The following is a 15,254-nucleotide window of genomic DNA, read 5'->3' as shown; positions in this document are numbered from 1 at the left end:
ATATGTGCGGAATAGCTGGCATAGTCGCGCCCCAGGCGGAGCGTTTCAGGGAGCAGTTGCGGCTCATGACCGATAGCCTGGCCCACCGCGGTCCCGATGGCGCCGGGAGCAGTTTCTTTGCCAACTGCGCCCTCGGACACCGGCGTCTGGCCATCGTGGACCTGGAAGGGGGGCGGCAGCCCATGCTCTCCTCCGACGGCTCTACCGGGATCACCTTCAACGGCGAGATCTACGGCTATCAGGACATCAGGAGATACCTGGAGCCCCACCCGTTTGTAACCTCCTCAGATACCGAGGTGATACTGGCCCTTTACGGCCGTCACGGTCGGGAGATGCTGCGGCGTCTGCCGGGGATGTTCTCCTTCGCCATCTGGGACGACGCCAGGCAGGAACTCTTCTGTGCCCGGGACCGTTTCGGTGAAAAGCCCTTTTACTACGCGGTGGCCCCCGAGGGGGAGCTGGTCTTCGCCTCCGAGCTGAAGGCGATCCTGGCCAGCGGCATGGTGCGCCCGCAGCTGGACCGCCTCTCGCTGGCCCACTACCTGAAGCATCTCTACGTTCCCTGTGACCGGACCATCTACAGCAACATCCACCAACTACCTCCGGCCCACGCGCTGGTCTGGAGCGGGGGAAGGGTCACCGTAAGCAGGTACTGGGAGCTCCCCCCCCCGGCAGCGCCCATCAGTCTCGATGACGCCGTGGAGCGGTTTCGGGAACTAATGGGAAGAGCGATCGAGCGGCAGCTCGTGGCGGACGTGGAGGTGGGCGCCTTCTTGAGCGGCGGACTCGACTCCAGCACCATTGTCGCCCTGGCCAGCGAGCGCGCCGCCAGCCTCAAGACCTTCGCCTTCGGCTTCGGTAAGGAGATTAACGAGCTTCCTTACGCACGGGAGATCGCTGCCCGCTACGGCACGGACCACCGCGAGCTGCTGGCGGACCGGCTCGATCTTCCCTTACTACTGCATGAGATGGCCACGTGCTACGACGAGCCCTTCGCCGACTCCTCCAACATCCCGACTTTCGTGATGTGCCGGGAGGCGGCGCGCACCCTGAAGGTGGTGCTGACCGGGGATGGCGGCGATGAACTCCTGGGGGGGTATTCCTGGTATCGGCCCCTTTACTGGGCTGATTCTGCGGCGGCTCGGGACCGCTGGAAGATGATGCTCGTGGCGCTCGCCTGGGGGGCGTGCCGCAGGACCGGTGTCGGCCTCCCGATGCGGTGGCGGGAGCTTGCCGGGGGCTACCACCTGGGCCGGGAAGCGAGGGAAAGCGCTGAGCTGCACCGTCGCCAGAACGTCTATTTCAGCGACGCCGAGCTTTCCCGATTCGGGCTCGAGCTGCCACCCGTCTCGGCGCCCACCCTCTTCGGAGGGGTGGATGACGCCCTGCGCATGGATCTTTGTGACTACCTTCCCGGTGACATCTTGACCAAGATCGACCGGGCCGCCATGGCGCACGGCCTGGAGTTGCGAGCCCCGTTTCTCGACCTGGAGCTCGCCTCCTTCCTGGCGGGGCTCCCGGTGGCGCTGAAGCTCAGCGATTCCCAGGACAAGATGATCCTGCGCCAGGCCTTCGGGGAGTGCTGGACCCCCGCCGTCCGTTCCCGGGGCAAGCAAGGCTTCGGCGCGCCGGTCGCCGGCTGGATGGCGCAGGACGCCCTGCAGGATATGCTGCACCAGTACCTGCTGCCGCCGGGTGGTAAGCTGGTCGGCTTCTTCGACTCCAAGGAACTCGCCCGGATAGCCGCCGGGCGCGACTACCAAAGCTGGATCTTGCTGGTCCTGGCCATCTGGATGGAGCACCATGACTTCTCCGCCTGAACAGGGACATAGCCAGCCTGCCGTCACGGTGCTGATGCCGGTCCGCAACGCCGAACGCTACCTGGCCGAGGCCATCGACAGCGTGCTGTCCCAGAGCTTCACGGACTTTGAGCTGCTGGTGCTCGACGACGCCTCCTCGGACACAAGCCTCGACCTCTTGCGCGGCTACAGCGATGCCAGGATCCGCGTGGTCCGAAACGACGTCAGACTCGGGGTCGCCGGCGCCCTGAACCGGGGGGCGCAGCTCGCGCGCGGGCGCTACATAGCCCGCATGGACGCTGACGATGTTTCACTGCCGCGGCGGCTGGAGCGCCAAGTGGAATACCTGGAGAGCCACCCTGAGGTCGAGGTGCTGGGGACCTGGGTAGAGCTCATGGGTGCCGACGGCACGGATCTCGGCGCCTGGCAGGCTGACCGCGAGACCGTGACCTGGGATGATATTCGCGGCCGGCTCCCTGTCTGCAACTGCCTGGCCCACCCCAGCGTTATGATGCGCCGTGAGCTGTTGCTGCGCCATCCCTATCACGAGAAGGTGCCGTACGCGCAGGATTACGAGCTATGGCTGCGGCTGGCTGCGCTGGGATGCCGCATGGAGAAACTCGACCAGGTACTGCTCAGGTACCGGGTCCATCAGGAGTCGGTAACCTCGACCAGCAACCGCCAGGAAGCCGACTTCAAGAACGTCAGGATCAAGGCGCTTTGCCTGGCGCAGTGGTGCGCCGGGCGGCTCCCCTCCGGCTCGTTCATCAGGACTTTGATTCAAGAACTGCTGCGTGACTCCTCCCGCCTGCTCTCGGCGCGGGTCAAGGGTGTGGTGCGGGAAGCCCTGGTGCGGGCCGGTATGCTCTGCGGCAACATGCTGCCGGGCACGAGATCCAGGCTCTATTTTTTCTTCCCCTTCTTCCATGTGGGAGGGGCGGAGCGGGTGCATGCCGAGATCGTGAAGCTGGCCTCCGGCGATAATCCCCGCATCGTGATCACCAACAGGTCCCGTAACGCCGCCTTCAAGGACGAGTTCGCTCGCGCCGGTAACCTCTGGGACCTGTCACGGTTGCTGGAGCTGCTTCCCTTGCAGGCTTTTCTGCGCGGCTACCTTGCCGCCGTCATCAACAAAAGCGATGCCGCCCTGGTCTTTGGCTGCAACACGCCTTTTTTCTACACGCTGCTCCCGTATCTGCGCCCCGACGTCAGGGTGGTGGACCTGATCCACGCCTTTGGCGGAGGCATCGAGGAGGTGTCCCTGCCGTACTGCGACCGGATCGACCGGCGCATCGTCATCGACTACCGTACCCTCGAGGACATGAGGCGCCTTTACGCGGCCCGCGGCCTGTCCGAGGACCTCATGGATCGGATCGACGTGGTTGAAAACGGGGTCGCTATCCCGGCCACGAAGCCCGAAAGGACGGCGACGGAGCGGCTCCAGGTTCTCTACGTGGGGCGGGGATCGGAAGAGAAAAGGGTGCATCTGGTGGGACGCATCGCCAGGCTCTGCCATATGCAAGGTGTCCCGGCCGATTTCACCCTTGTCGGAGCGCTCACGGATGCCGTAGCAGCGGCTGACCAGGCCTATTGTCGCTTCGCAGGCGAATTGCCGGACCCGGAAGCGGTCGCCGCAGCGTACCGCGCGAGCGATATCCTGCTGCTCACCTCCGAGAGGGAAGGTTTTCCGATGGTGGTCATGGAAGCCATGGCCAACGGCGTCGTTCCTGCGACGACCGACGTAGGCGGCATCAGCCATCATCTCCGCGACGGCGAAAACGGGTTTATCCTGGGCGATTGCCGTGACGAAGACGGCCTGGTGAGCCGCTTCGCGGCCATCGTCGCGCGGCTGCACCAGGACCGGCGGCTTTTGCACCGGTTGTCCGATGCGGCCTACGCCCATGCCGTCGCCAACTTCTCCGGAAAGGGATTCGACAGTTACTATGGGAAGCTTTTTGACTCCCTCCCCACCATGGGGGACGATCGATGAGACCGCTCCTCTCCGTGGTGGTATGCACCTACAACAGGGAGGCCCTGCTGGGGCACTGCCTGCAGTCGCTTGCCGGGCAAACTCTGGATAATGAGCGTTATGAGGTCCTCGTCATCGACAACAACTCGACGGACGGGACCAGCACGGTCGTCTCTTCCTTCGCGCCGCGCATCCCCAATCTCCGGCTGGTGCACGAACCCCGGCAGGGTGTCAGCCACGCCCGCAACCGCGGCTGGCGCGAAGCACAGGGGGAGCTCGTCGCTTATATCGACGACGATGCCCAGGCATGCCCGGAGTGGTGCGAACGTATCATCGATGCCTTCACCGCCGTGTCGCCGCGACCGGTATCCGTGGGGGGGGAGATCCGGCCCTGGTACGAGGCTGCTCCCCCTTCCTGGTTTAGCGATGAATTTGAACTGCGCACATGGGGAAAGAGCGCCGGCTTCCTCACGCCGCCCCGCGCAAGGCACGGGTTTTCCGGGGCGAACGTGGCTTTCGCCAGGAGTGTTCTCGAGGAATTGGGCGGGTTCTCACCACGGTACGGCTGTGCAACCGGTGAAAGCACGGGGCCAGGCGAAGAGACGGATCTCGCGCAGAGGATTTACGCGAAGCACCCTCTCTTTTGGTACGATCCGGCCATCTCGGTCCGGCACTGGACACCGGCGCGCTTCACCACGGTGGCTTTCATCCTGAGGCGCAGCTACAACTCCGGTCGCTCGCTCGCCGTCATGCAGGGGAGGCGTATCTGCTCAGCATCCTACGTCGTTGCTTTTTGCGCCGCCCTCTTGTCGCTTGCGGCAACACCATTTGCCTTGCTGCGCCCCTCGCGTCCCCTGAGGACCGAACTGGTCCGGAGGGCCGAGGACTTGGCCGGAAGATTGGGATACCTTATGGGCAGGGTGCCCTCCGGGAAGGATTGAAGGAGCCTTGATGCTGGACGGACTGAAACTGCTGCTTAAACAAGGTGTGGAATTCGCGCTGGGACATCGACTCCCACAGGCGCCCGAACTTTCCTGCCCAACCGTGACCCTTGGCGAGTTGAGCTACGGTGCCTGGACCTTCTGCCCGGAAGGCCTCACCCGCAGTGGGGTGGTCTACTCCTTCGGGGTGGGCGAGGACATCAGCTGGGACCTCGCCGTCATCGAGAAGTACGGTGTCACGGTCCACGCTTTCGACCCCACGCCGCGTTCAGCTCAATTCGTGCAGCGGCAGAGCCTGCCGGAAGAGTTCGTCTTCCACCCTTACGGGCTCGCGGACTACGATGGGACGGCGCTCTTCTATCCCCCGGAGAACGCGGAGTGGGTCAGCCACACCCTGCTCAGGCGTCGCCGCACGGCAAAGAATGCCATCGAGGTGGCGGTGTACCGGTTGGAGACCATCATGTCCCTGCTGGGGCACGACCGCATCGACCTGCTCAAGATGGACATCGAGGGGGCCGAGTACGGCGTCATCGGCGACATCCTTACCAGTTCCCCGGTGGCCGGGGGGGCGCAGCAACTGTTGGTCGAGTTCCACCATCGCTTCCCCGGCAAGGGGATCAAAGATACCAACGCCTGCATCGAGGCACTGGCAAAGGCGGGGCTGCACTCCTTCCACATCTCCGAAAGCGGCGAGGACTGGGGATTCGTAAGGAATATGGGACGGTAATCGATTGAAACTGCTGATCATCACTTCATCCTATGCGAGGTACCTGCAGTCGTTCTACGGCTCGCGCCCGGAGCTTGGCGCCTGCACCTACGCCGTGCAGAAGGAGGCGTACGAGCAGGACGCGTTCGGCTGGTCCAGTTGCTGGCGTGATGCGCTGCGCCCACACGGCTGGGACGTCCTCGACATCATCTGGAATGTGGAGCCGATGCAGCGTGCCTGGGCCAGGGACCGGGGTATGAAGCAGTGGAGCACGGTCGATTTGAAGCAGATCCTGCTGCTGCAGGCCAAGGAGTTCCAACCCGACCTGGTCTGGTTCGATGAGTATGACCAGGCGTTGCTGCACGCGCTCAGGCGTGACATCCCTTCCATCAGGGGTGTCCTCGGTTGGGTGGGGAGCGCCATGCCCAAGACCGAGGTGTGGTCGGACCTGGACCTGATCCTGTCCTGTGCGCCTGAATCGGTGACAGCCCTGCAACAGGAGGGGTACCCTGCGCGTTGCTTCCCGCACAGCTTCGATCCCACCATTTTGCAGCGCCTCGACAAGCGAGAGAAGAGCCTGGAAATCACCTTCATCGGGCAGTTGCTGCGCTTCAACGACTTTCACCTTCAGCGGGACGCTCTCTTGGAGTTGCTGTCACGGCAGGTACCGCTGGCCATCCACTCGCCCAGCGCCTCGACATCCAGAGCTGACCATCTGAAATCGCTGGTCAAGGTGGGAGTGAACCTGGGCATGAGGGGGCTTACCAAACTGGGCGTATCCGAAAAGTCGCTGCGGGGACTGCCGCTCCTGGGGGTGGTTGCCGGGCTGACGCCGGAGCAGTGCTGGCCGGTGAACCCGCGGCTACGTCCCTTCCTTAAGCCGGCGCTGTTCGGCCTCGAGATGTTCCAGCTCGTTGCCGACTCGCTGCTCGCTCTCAACATCCACGCCGACTCCTCCCCTCTGTTTGCGTCCAACATGAGACTGTACGAGGTGAGCGGCGTCGGGTCCTGCCTGGTGAGTGACTGGAAGCAGAATTTGCACGAGATCTTCGAGCCGGACCGCGAGGTCGCGGTGTTCCGCTCTGCCGAGGAATGCGTGGAAAAGGTGAAGTGGCTCCTGGAACATAGAATCGTTGCCGAGGAGATGGGGAGGGCGGCGCAGCGACGCACGCTTGAGAACTACACCTTCGCCCACCGTGCCCCGGGACTGGCGGGACTGCTGCAAGGACTGCTGGATGCCTCGTCCCGCGGGAGCAAGGGGGCCTGATGCTGCTGGATGCGATCCATATGGGGGTATCCCCGCTGCTGATGGCGAGCAGGTGGGTGCGTAACCGCTTGAGCCCGCCGGTGCTGATCCTGCTTTACCACCGGGTCACCCGGCTGGAACACGACCCGCAACTCTTGGCGGTGTCGCCAGAGAACTTTCGGGCCCAGATGCGTTATCTAAAGGAAAACTTCGCCCTGGCGCGCCTGGATGACGATTGGGAGCGCATCCCGAAACCGGCGGTGGTGGTCACCTTCGATGACGGCTACGCGGACAACGCGCTGGAGGCGCTGCCCATACTGGAAGAACTGCAGGTTCCTGCCACCTTCTTCGTGGCGACGGAACTGCTGGGGAGTGGCCGGGAATTCTGGTGGGACGATGTGGAACGCTTGCTGCTCACCGAGCGAACCTATCCTCCTGCCCTGGAACTGCAGATCAATGGGGCGGCGAAACGCTGGGATACCGCGATGCCGCAGCAGCGTGCCCGGTGCTACCAGGAGCTCTTGCCGCTGCTGCGTCGCGAGCTGCCGCAACAGCGTGAGGATCACCTGGACAAGTTGCGATCGTGGGCCGGAGCAGGAAAGGAGGGGCGGGCGACCCATCGGTCCCTCTCTGGGGAGGAGTTGCGCACCTTGGCTGCCAGTCCCCAGGTGACCTTGGGTGCCCATACCGTGACCCACTCCTCGCTCTCTACGTTGCCTGCCTCGCACCAGCGCGAGGAAATAGCGGCTTCAAGAGCGCGCCTGGAGGAGTTGACCGGTAAGAAGGCCGAAGTCTTCTCTTACCCCTTCGGCACCAGGCGGGATTACACCGGCGCAACGGTATCCGTGTGCCGCGAACTGGGCTTTGCCCGGACCTGTTCCGCTTTCCCGGGACAGTGGCGTGCCGGTACCGATGTGCAACAATTGCCGCGCCAGGTCGTGCGCGACTGGGACCTCGCTACCTTTAAAAAACAGCTGTCACGGTTCTGGATCTCATGAAAGTCCTGCATCTTTCCACCTCGGATACCGGCGGCGGCGCCTTCAACGCAGCTCGCCGTCTGCACCAGGGGCTCCTGGGGCACGGGGCGGCGTCCCGGATGCTGGTCCAGACCACTCCCGGTAGCGATCCGCTGGTCACGGCCAAGCTTGGACGCGGTGCCGCTCAGTTTGCCTTTTTGAGGTACTTCCTTGACGCACTCCCGGCCCTGGCGAGCCGCCGCGGTAGGGGGACCACTTTCACGCCTGCCGTGCTCCCCGATGCGCTGGCCGGGGACGTCGCCGCACTGGCGCCTGATGTCGTCCATCTGCACTGGGTGGCGGGTGGGTTCCTGAGGGTGGAGACTCTGGCGCGGTTCAAGCGCCCGGTGGTGTGGACCCTCCACGACTCCTGGCCTTTCACCGGGGGGTGTCACGTCCCGCAGGAGTGCCTTCGCTATACCGGCGCGTGCGGTGCCTGTCCTCAGCTTGCTTCCCGCCACGAGCACGACCTTTCCCGCGTGGTCTGGAACCGGAAACAGCGGGCGTGGCGGCAGGTCTCCATGACGGTGGTGGCGCCCAGTCGCTGGATGGCCCGCTGTGCAGGCGAAAGCTCCCTGTTTCGCGGGCGCAGGATCGAAGTGATCCCCAACGGCCTCGACCTGGTATCGGTTCGTCCGCTGGATAAGGCGGAGGCGCGCCGCGCGCTCGGACTGCCCGAGGACCGGCGTTATATCCTGTTCGGCGCCGTGCGCGGTCTCAGCGACAGCAACAAGGGGGCGCAGTACTTGGCGCCGGCCCTGGAACAGCTGGCGCGGGCGGGGCTTGGTCAGACCGTGGAGCTGCTGCTGTTCGGCCGCGACATTCCCGACAGCAAGCTCGACCTGGGGCTGCCTGCCAGGTACCTTGGCTACTTCGAGGACCAGCAGGACCTGAACCGGCTCTACAGCGTTGCCGATCTCTTTCTGGCCCCGTCGCGGCAGGAGAACCTTCCCTGCACGGTCATGGAGGCCATGGCCTGCGGCACCCCCTGCGTAGGTTTCGATGTCGGGGGAATGCCGGACCTTATTACCCACGGAGTCGACGGCTACCTGGCCCGTCCCTTCGATCCGGAGTCGCTTGCCGATGGCATCGCGTGGGTGCTGCAAGCCACCGCGAAGGGGGCCGCCTTGCCGGCGTTCTGCCGCGCCAAGGTAGAAGAGAGATTCGACATCAGGGTGTGTGCGCAACGGCACCTCGACCTGTACCGTGACATCATGGCTGGAGGCGCCGCAGGGTAGAGACTGCGCGCCCGGTTCACGAGGAAGATCATCAAAAAGGAGATTCAGGTGGATTTTGCTTTCCTCGTCAAGCGACTTGCCCGCGCCCTTGGCGTCGACATCCGGGCCTACCGCCCGGCGCGCTCCGAAGCGGCACGCCTTGCCCGCATGCTGGAGCAGCATCGGATCGACACGGTGCTGGACGTCGGCGCTAATACCGGTCAATTTGCACGGCACCTCCGTTCCATTGGCTACCAGGGCAGGATCATCTGTTTCGATCCCTTGCGCGAGGCCCATGCCGCTCTCGCCGAGCTCGCCCGCAGGGACCCGGAACTCACCGTGGCGCCGCGGCAGGCCCTTGGGGATAGCACGGGCGAGGTCGAGATCAAGGTGTCCGCCAACCTGGAAAGCAGTTCGCTGCTCTCCGTTTCCGAAGCTCACCTGCAGGCGGAGCCCAGCGTCAGGACCGTGGCCGTGGAGAAGGTGCCCATGCACCGGCTTGACGACGCCGTGCAGTCGTACCTCTCACCCGGCGACAGGGTCTTCCTCAAGATCGATGTGCAGGGCTACGAACTCCCCGTGCTGCGAGGGGCGGAAGGGGTGCTGTCCCAGGTGCTCGGCGTGCAGCTCGAACTCTCCTTGCACCCGCTGTACGACGGAGAGCCTCTTTTCCGTGAGGTGATCGATGCGGTGGAGGGCCTGGGCTTTACCCTGCACGACCTCAACCCCTGCTTCTCCGACGACACCACCGGAAGAACATACCAGGTTGATGGGGTGTTCTTCCGCAACGAGGCGCCCTGACCGCTGCAGCCGCTTCTCTTGACCTGTTGCAGGCTGCAGCCTCGTTTTTTGCCCCCCATGACAGTCCTTGACCTCTGAGTGGACCGGGACCACGTAAAGGAAGAACAGATGCCGATTTCGGATGCAAAGAAGACTGTAACGGTACTGTTCTTTACCTTGCTGATACTTCCGTTTGTCATCAACTGTTTCTTTGCGTATCCGCAAACCGATGATTTTGCCTACTCAGTTGCCGCCCGAACCCTCGGAGTCTTCAAAGCCCAGTATGCCTGCTACATGAACTGGTCGGGCCGCTTCACCTCGACCGCGCTGCTCAGCACTAATCCCCTTGTCTATGACAGCCTTGCGGGATACCGGCTCGTCTTTGCCTTCATCATCGCGGCGCAGGTGGGCTCGCTGTACCTGCTGACACACGCAGTGACAAGACGCGCTCTCGCGTGGCGGGAAAAGCTCATATTTTCGCTAGCCTTGCTCTTCGCCTACCTGGACCAGATGGATGACCTGCGGTCGGGGCTCTACTGGATGGCTGGAGTGGTCACCTACCAGGTTGCCGCCACCATGCTAATTCTGTGGCTTTCCCTGGTACTGCTGATTGACCAGGACGCCAAATACGACAATCCCTGGAATAAAGGAGCAGTCCTTGTGCTGTCCCTTTTCCTGGGTGGAACCAACGAGATCGTGTTGTCTCTCACGTTCCTTATCAGCGTGGTCTTGATCGCTGGCCAGTATGCGCTCAAAAAAAGACTGACTGGGTTTCAGGTCGCGACATTTGTGGCGGTCGCCACGGGAAGTTGCCTTGGAGTATTCGCACCCGGCAATTTCGCGCGCATGAAGAGCGATTACGATACTCACCGGGACATTTGGACCATCGCCTGGAACGCAGGCAAAGCTTCACTTGCTTCCATGGAAGTATGGATGACCTCCCCGATGACTTTGATACTGGCCACTGCCGTTTTCTGCGCGGTTGCCAGCAGGCCTCAACTGAGGGCAACGTTTGCCCGTATCAAGGTGGTGTACGCAACGGGGACGTTATTGCTGGTAGGGTTACTGGGGTTCTTCATACCGTACTGGGGCACCGGGATGTACCCGCAGAACCGTGTACTCAACCTGGTTTACTTCTTCTTCCTGATCGGCTGGATGATGACAGCTGCTGTCATCTTTGCCAGGCTTGCAGATCCCGCCTTGGCGCTCTTGAAAAACATCCCCTCTAAAGGGGGCAGCACGGTCGCCGCTGCGTTCCTGACCCTTTTGTTCTGCCTGCAAACCTCGAATTTTGTCACCGTGACCAAAGATCTTGTCAGTGGCGATTCCCTTCGGTACAGCAGGGAGATGCTACAAAGACAATCACACGTGATTCAATGCGCTGACAGCCAGTGTACTGCGCAAGACGTGACGACTCGCCCTGCCAGCCTCTATTTCTACTTCATCGGTTCTGACCCGCAGGGTTGGGTCAACCGCGCCTACGCCGCATACTTCGGCAAGAAAAGTATCTCCTTGGCAAAATAGGCCTCCTTGCGTTCTGATTTTTCCGGATATCTCAATTGCTTGACCTGCGTCAATCCGCTTACCTCTCCACCCGCCTATACTTTGATCATCAGGTTGATCAAGTGAAGGACAAATCACGGCAACAGGAGAGGTGGCAAATGGCAAGGTTGATAGACGAGCTGAAACGGGATCACGTGGCGATCGAGGATATGCTCAACCGCGTCAAGGATACCAGCATCACCAACAAGGAGGCGCACAAGCTCCTTCTGGCAGCGCAGTCGACGCTGCTGGCGCATCTGCGCAAGGAGGATGCGCAACTCTACCCGGTGCTGAACAAGGCCGCGCAGGCCGACCAGGCTTTGAAGCGCACCGTCGATTTTTACGCCAAGGACATGGATGAGATATCCGGCAACGCCGTGGCCTTCTTCAAGAAATACGCTGCCGACGACGCGGTCATCGACATAGAATTCGCCAAGGCGCTGGGCCGGCTGTTCGCAACTATCTCCAGGCGGTTGCGCAGCGAAGAGAACACGCTTTATGCGGCCTACGAGAAGCTCCACGATTGATACCTGGTACCCGTCCCACACGTGGAACCACGGGACACCCCGTGGTTCCATCTCCCATTGCTAACCTTGCTCACGCTTACCTGAATGGCATATTCCCCGCCAATGGTTCGGCTTTACAATGCCCCATTGATCGGGTATCTTAGCCCACTTAAACTAGCGCAGTAGCAAGGAGTGTGTCCGTGGGCATTTTTGAGGCGATAGTACTTGGTATCGTGGAGGGGTTGAGCGAGTTCCTTCCCGTTTCTTCCACTGGGCATCTGATCCTGGCGTCGGCGCTGTTAAAACTGCAGCAGTCTGAGACGCACAAGGTTTTCGAAGTAGTCATCCAACTGGGGGCGATGCTTGCCGTGGTCGAGGTGTACCGCAAGCAGCTTCTTGCACGCCCCGATCTGCTCAAGAAGGTTTGTTTTGCCTTCCTTCCCACCGGCACCATAGGATTTCTGCTGTACAAGCTGGTTAAGTCGCTCTTCCAGCCTTCACTGGTGAGCTACATGCTCATCGCCGGCGGTGTCGCCTTTATCGTCATTGAGTTTTGGATGAAGGACCGGCCGGCGACAACCCACACCCTGGAAGAGATCAGCTACAAGCAGGCCTTCTCCATCGGCCTCGTGCAGTGCATCTCCATGGTGCCGGGCGTCTCGCGTTCCGGCGCTACCATCATGGGCGGGTTGCTGTGCGGACTTGATCGGAAAGATGCCACCGAATTTTCCTTCCTGCTGGCCCTTCCCACCATGCTGGCTGCCACCTGCTACGACGTCTACAAGAACTACACTGTGTTCCACATGGGGGACTGGGAGAACATTGCGGTAGGTTTCGTTACCTCTTTCATCTTCGGCGTCATCGGCATCAAGGCACTGCTGAAGTTCGTCACCACCCACACCTTCATCCCCTTCGGCATCTACCGCATCATCATTGGGGTGCTCTTCCTGGTTTTTATGTTCTAAGAACGGTTTAGTGCGGTTTTTTTAAAGCATCGCTTGTAGCATCGCCCTCACCCCGACCCTCTCCCGGGGGGAGAGGGAGAGTCGGGGGACGTAGTTTTTAAATTGGCCAACCATCCGACCGATCCGTAGGTCCACTCCCCTCGCCCTCCGGGAGAGGGGCAGGGGTGAGGGCCTGGCAAAGGGATGACATGATGCCATCTGACATCACCTCTCACCCGGTCTCCGGCCACCTTCTCTCAAGAGGAGAGGGGCCCCCTGTCAGACCTCAGACTAGCAGTAACTTGAATCCGGCGATGGCGAGGACGAGGGAGAGGACCCGCATGATGGTGGGGACGGGGAGGTGGCGGCTTCCAAGAAGCGAGCCGATCACGCCCCCTAGCAGCGCGCTGCCGGCCATGAACGGCGCGTAACTCGGTATCGCCTGCACCCCGCTCAAATGCCCCAGCAATCCCGCCCCTGAATTGACCAGAATAAAGAGCGCTGCCACTGCCGAGACCTCCCTCGGCTCACCCCACTTGCACAACAACAAGAGCGGACTCAGGAAGATGCCGCCCCCGACCCCGGTGAGCCCGGATAAAAGCCCGAGTGCGGCGCCGATGACCATGGCGGTCGCGGTGGCAGGGGGAGTGGTGCGCTCGGGAGTCTGGTTTTTTTGCATCAGCAGTCGCGATGCCGAGAGAAGCAGCACCATGCCGACGAGCGGCCGGTAGATGTGGGAGGGGAGGGTGAGGTAGCCACCCAGAAAGCTGAACGGGATCGAGGTCACCGCAAAGGGCCAGAACAGGCGCCACGAGAAGTGCCCGGCGCGGGCAAAGGAGAAGGTGGCGATCCCCGCCACCAGGAGATTCAGGGTCAGTGCGGTGGGTTTGAAGACCTCGGGCGCCACGCTGAAAAGCGCCAGCACAGCGATGTACCCCGATGCACCGCCGTGCCCGACGCACGAGTAGAGGACCGCGACCAGCAGGGTGCACAACAACATCGGTATCAGAAGTTCCAGGATCATGTCACCCTCTGGTGGTCCGGCGGATCAGCCTCCACGGACCTTCAGTGTTGTTGCAAACTTGCGCTTTCAGGCACCGGGAGAAGATACCACAATTTCCCGGTGCTGTCCCAGGCATCCTCTCTAGCAGGGCATCTCCGCATTTTTGCGTGAATACCAGTACCAAGTGAGCACGATACAGCTCAGGTAGAAGGCGAGAAAGCCGTAGAGTGCCGCCTGCGGCCCGCCGGTATGGGTTATGGAGCTGCCGAAGGCTTTGGGGATGAAGAAGGCCCCGTAGGCCGCAAACGCAGAGCAGAAGCCGAGAACGGCCGCTGCTTCCTTTCCCGCCTCGGCCGCAGCCTTGGCTTGAGCCTCACGCCTTACGTCACCCGCCGCACGCTGCCGCTCGGTCAGGAAGATCACCGGGATCATCCGGAAGGTCGAACCGTTGCCTATACCCGTGGTAACGAACAACAGGATGAACATGGCGAGAAAGCCCCAGAAGTTGCCCGGGTTCCCCTGGCTTGGGAGATAGTGCAGCACACCGAAGCCAGCGGCGGTCATGGCGACGAAATTCCAGAAGGTGACCCGTGCCCCACCCAGCTTGTCGGCGATCCAGCCCCCTACCGGCCGGAACAGCGCCCCGACCAGGGGGCCCAGGAAAGCGTACTGCATGGGGTTGATAGTCGGGAACTGCGATTTGATCAACAGCGGCAGCCCTGCTGAATAGCCGATGAACGAACCGAAGGTGCCCAGGTAGAGCCAGCACATGATCCAGTTATGCTTGCGCTTGAAGATGACCGACTGCTCCTTGAAGGAGGCCTTGGCGTCGGAGATGTCGTTCATGCCGAACCAGGCAGCCAGGGTGGCGAGGATGATGAAGGGGACCCAGACGAAGCCCGCGTTCTGCATCCAGACCGAGGTGGAGACCCCCTTGACGACACAGACCTGCGGGTCGCCGCACAGTGCGCCGAACATGCCCCCGGTGATGACCAGCGGCACCAAGTACTGCATCGCGCTCACGCCAAGGTTGCCAAGGCCCGCATTCAATCCGAGAGCCGTCCCCTTGAGTGCCTTCGGAAAGAAGAAGCTGATGTTGGACATGCTGGAGGCGAAGTTGCCGCCGCCCAGGCCGCACAAAAACGCCAGCAGCAGCATGGTGCTGTAGCTTGTGTTCGGATCGCGCACCGCGAAGCCGATGCCGACTGCCGGGATGAGAAGCGATGCGGTGCTGATGGTGGTCCAGGTCCTGCCGCCGAAGATGGGGACCATGAAGGAATAGAAGATGCGCAGCGTCGCACCGGAGAGCCCCGGCAGTGCCGCTAGCCAGAACAGCTTGTCCGCGTCGAAGGCGAAACCTATCGACTGCAGGTTCACCACCACCACGCTCCAGACCATCCAGACAGCGAAGGAAAGGAAGAGGGCCGGGATCGAGATCCATAAATTCCGATACGCGGTGGCCTTACCCTGCTCCTCCCAGAACTGTGCATCCTCCGGGCTCCATACTGCCAGTACTCGTGACGACATCGTCCCTCCCATAGATTTTCAAATGCCCAAATCTGCAAATCCGCAATGCAGCATTCCC

The 15,254-nt window shown here is 62.0% G+C and carries 13 protein-coding genes; 11 read left to right on the top strand and 2 right to left on the bottom strand.

The window, feature by feature from the left end; translation table 11 throughout:
- Positions 1-2 precede the first annotated feature (2 nt).
- From asnB to K7R21_RS07290, 11 genes are all read left to right on the top strand, one after another.
- The gene (gene asnB / locus K7R21_RS07340; protein WP_224982618.1) at positions 3-1,820 is read left to right on the top strand and encodes an asparagine synthase (glutamine-hydrolyzing); all 1,818 of its coding nucleotides are present in this window, start codon (positions 3-5) and stop codon (positions 1,818-1,820) included.
- Positions 1,804-3,789 carry a glycosyltransferase gene (locus K7R21_RS07335; RefSeq protein ID WP_224982617.1) on the top strand — a complete coding sequence of 662 codons (1,986 nt, stop codon included), beginning with the start codon at positions 1,804-1,806 and terminating at the stop codon, positions 3,787-3,789. The genes asnB and K7R21_RS07335 overlap by 17 nt, the downstream gene beginning before the upstream one ends.
- Positions 3,786-4,709 carry a glycosyltransferase family 2 protein gene (locus tag K7R21_RS07330; RefSeq protein WP_224982616.1) on the top strand — a complete coding sequence of 308 codons (924 nt, stop codon included), beginning with the start codon at positions 3,786-3,788 and terminating at the stop codon, positions 4,707-4,709. The genes K7R21_RS07335 and K7R21_RS07330 overlap by 4 nt, the downstream gene beginning before the upstream one ends.
- Positions 4,710-4,719: 10 nt before the next feature.
- Positions 4,720-5,436 (top strand): FkbM family methyltransferase, encoded by a 717-nt coding sequence (locus K7R21_RS07325; RefSeq protein ID WP_224982615.1) that lies wholly within the window; start codon positions 4,720-4,722, stop codon positions 5,434-5,436.
- A gap of 4 nt (positions 5,437-5,440) precedes the next feature.
- A complete protein-coding gene (locus K7R21_RS07320) occupies positions 5,441-6,682 on the top strand; it encodes a glycosyltransferase family protein (RefSeq protein WP_224982614.1) in 1,242 nt (413 codons plus the stop codon).
- Positions 6,682-7,659 carry a polysaccharide deacetylase family protein gene (locus K7R21_RS07315; protein ID WP_224982613.1) on the top strand — a complete coding sequence of 326 codons (978 nt, stop codon included), beginning with the start codon at positions 6,682-6,684 and terminating at the stop codon, positions 7,657-7,659. The genes K7R21_RS07320 and K7R21_RS07315 overlap by 1 nt, the downstream gene beginning before the upstream one ends.
- On the top strand, positions 7,656-8,915 hold the full coding sequence (locus K7R21_RS07310) for a glycosyltransferase family 4 protein (RefSeq protein ID WP_224982612.1): 1,260 nt from the start codon (positions 7,656-7,658) through the stop codon (positions 8,913-8,915). Before K7R21_RS07315 ends, K7R21_RS07310 begins: the two co-directional genes overlap by 4 nt.
- 48 nt (positions 8,916-8,963) lie before the next feature.
- The gene (locus K7R21_RS07305) at positions 8,964-9,695 is read left to right on the top strand and encodes an FkbM family methyltransferase (RefSeq protein WP_224982611.1); all 732 of its coding nucleotides are present in this window, start codon (positions 8,964-8,966) and stop codon (positions 9,693-9,695) included.
- A 108-nt stretch (positions 9,696-9,803) separates the two neighbouring features.
- Positions 9,804-11,198, top strand: coding sequence for a DUF6056 family protein (locus tag K7R21_RS07300; RefSeq protein WP_224982610.1), 1,395 nt, complete (start codon positions 9,804-9,806; stop codon positions 11,196-11,198).
- A 137-nt stretch (positions 11,199-11,335) separates the two neighbouring features.
- Positions 11,336-11,743: a hemerythrin domain-containing protein gene (locus tag K7R21_RS07295; RefSeq protein WP_224982609.1), complete on the top strand. Its 408-nt coding sequence runs from the start codon at positions 11,336-11,338 to the stop codon at positions 11,741-11,743.
- A gap of 179 nt (positions 11,744-11,922) precedes the next feature.
- Complete coding sequence (locus tag K7R21_RS07290; protein ID WP_224982608.1) at positions 11,923-12,687, top strand: undecaprenyl-diphosphate phosphatase; 765 nt, start codon at positions 11,923-11,925, stop codon at positions 12,685-12,687.
- Between the two features lie 265 nt (positions 12,688-12,952).
- Here K7R21_RS07290 and K7R21_RS07285 read toward each other — a convergent pair whose 3' ends face one another.
- Together K7R21_RS07285 and K7R21_RS07280 are read right to left on the bottom strand one after the other, a co-directional pair.
- The gene (locus tag K7R21_RS07285) at positions 12,953-13,690 is read right to left on the bottom strand and encodes a sulfite exporter TauE/SafE family protein (protein WP_224982607.1); all 738 of its coding nucleotides are present in this window, start codon (positions 13,688-13,690) and stop codon (positions 12,953-12,955) included.
- Positions 13,691-13,810: 120 nt separating this feature from the next.
- Positions 13,811-15,196, bottom strand: coding sequence for a NarK family nitrate/nitrite MFS transporter (locus K7R21_RS07280; RefSeq protein WP_224982606.1), 1,386 nt, complete (start codon positions 15,194-15,196; stop codon positions 13,811-13,813).
- Between the last annotated feature and the right edge of the window lie 58 nt (positions 15,197-15,254).

The sequence above is a fragment of the Geomonas agri genome (assembly GCF_020179605.1).
Taxonomy (GTDB): domain Bacteria; phylum Desulfobacterota; class Desulfuromonadia; order Geobacterales; family Geobacteraceae; genus Geomonas; species Geomonas agri.
Note: the sequence above shows the minus strand (reverse complement) of the source record. Positions and strands in the feature narration are given on the sequence as shown.

Coding starts and splice junctions, on each gene's coding strand:
- K7R21_RS07330 (WP_224982616.1), top strand. CDS start 3,786: ATGAGACCGCTCCTCTCCGTGGTGGTATGCACCTACAACAGGGAGGCC.
- K7R21_RS07295 (WP_224982609.1), top strand. CDS start 11,336: ATGGCAAGGTTGATAGACGAGCTGAAACGGGATCACGTGGCGATCGAG.
- K7R21_RS07315 (WP_224982613.1), top strand. CDS start 6,682: ATGCTGCTGGATGCGATCCATATGGGGGTATCCCCGCTGCTGATGGCG.
- K7R21_RS07285 (WP_224982607.1), bottom strand. CDS start 13,690: ATGATCCTGGAACTTCTGATACCGATGTTGTTGTGCACCCTGCTGGTC.
- K7R21_RS07325 (WP_224982615.1), top strand. CDS start 4,720: ATGCTGGACGGACTGAAACTGCTGCTTAAACAAGGTGTGGAATTCGCG.
- K7R21_RS07280 (WP_224982606.1), bottom strand. CDS start 15,196: ATGTCGTCACGAGTACTGGCAGTATGGAGCCCGGAGGATGCACAGTTC.
- asnB (WP_224982618.1), top strand. CDS start 3: ATGTGCGGAATAGCTGGCATAGTCGCGCCCCAGGCGGAGCGTTTCAGG.
- K7R21_RS07310 (WP_224982612.1), top strand. CDS start 7,656: ATGAAAGTCCTGCATCTTTCCACCTCGGATACCGGCGGCGGCGCCTTC.
- K7R21_RS07300 (WP_224982610.1), top strand. CDS start 9,804: ATGCCGATTTCGGATGCAAAGAAGACTGTAACGGTACTGTTCTTTACC.
- K7R21_RS07335 (WP_224982617.1), top strand. CDS start 1,804: ATGACTTCTCCGCCTGAACAGGGACATAGCCAGCCTGCCGTCACGGTG.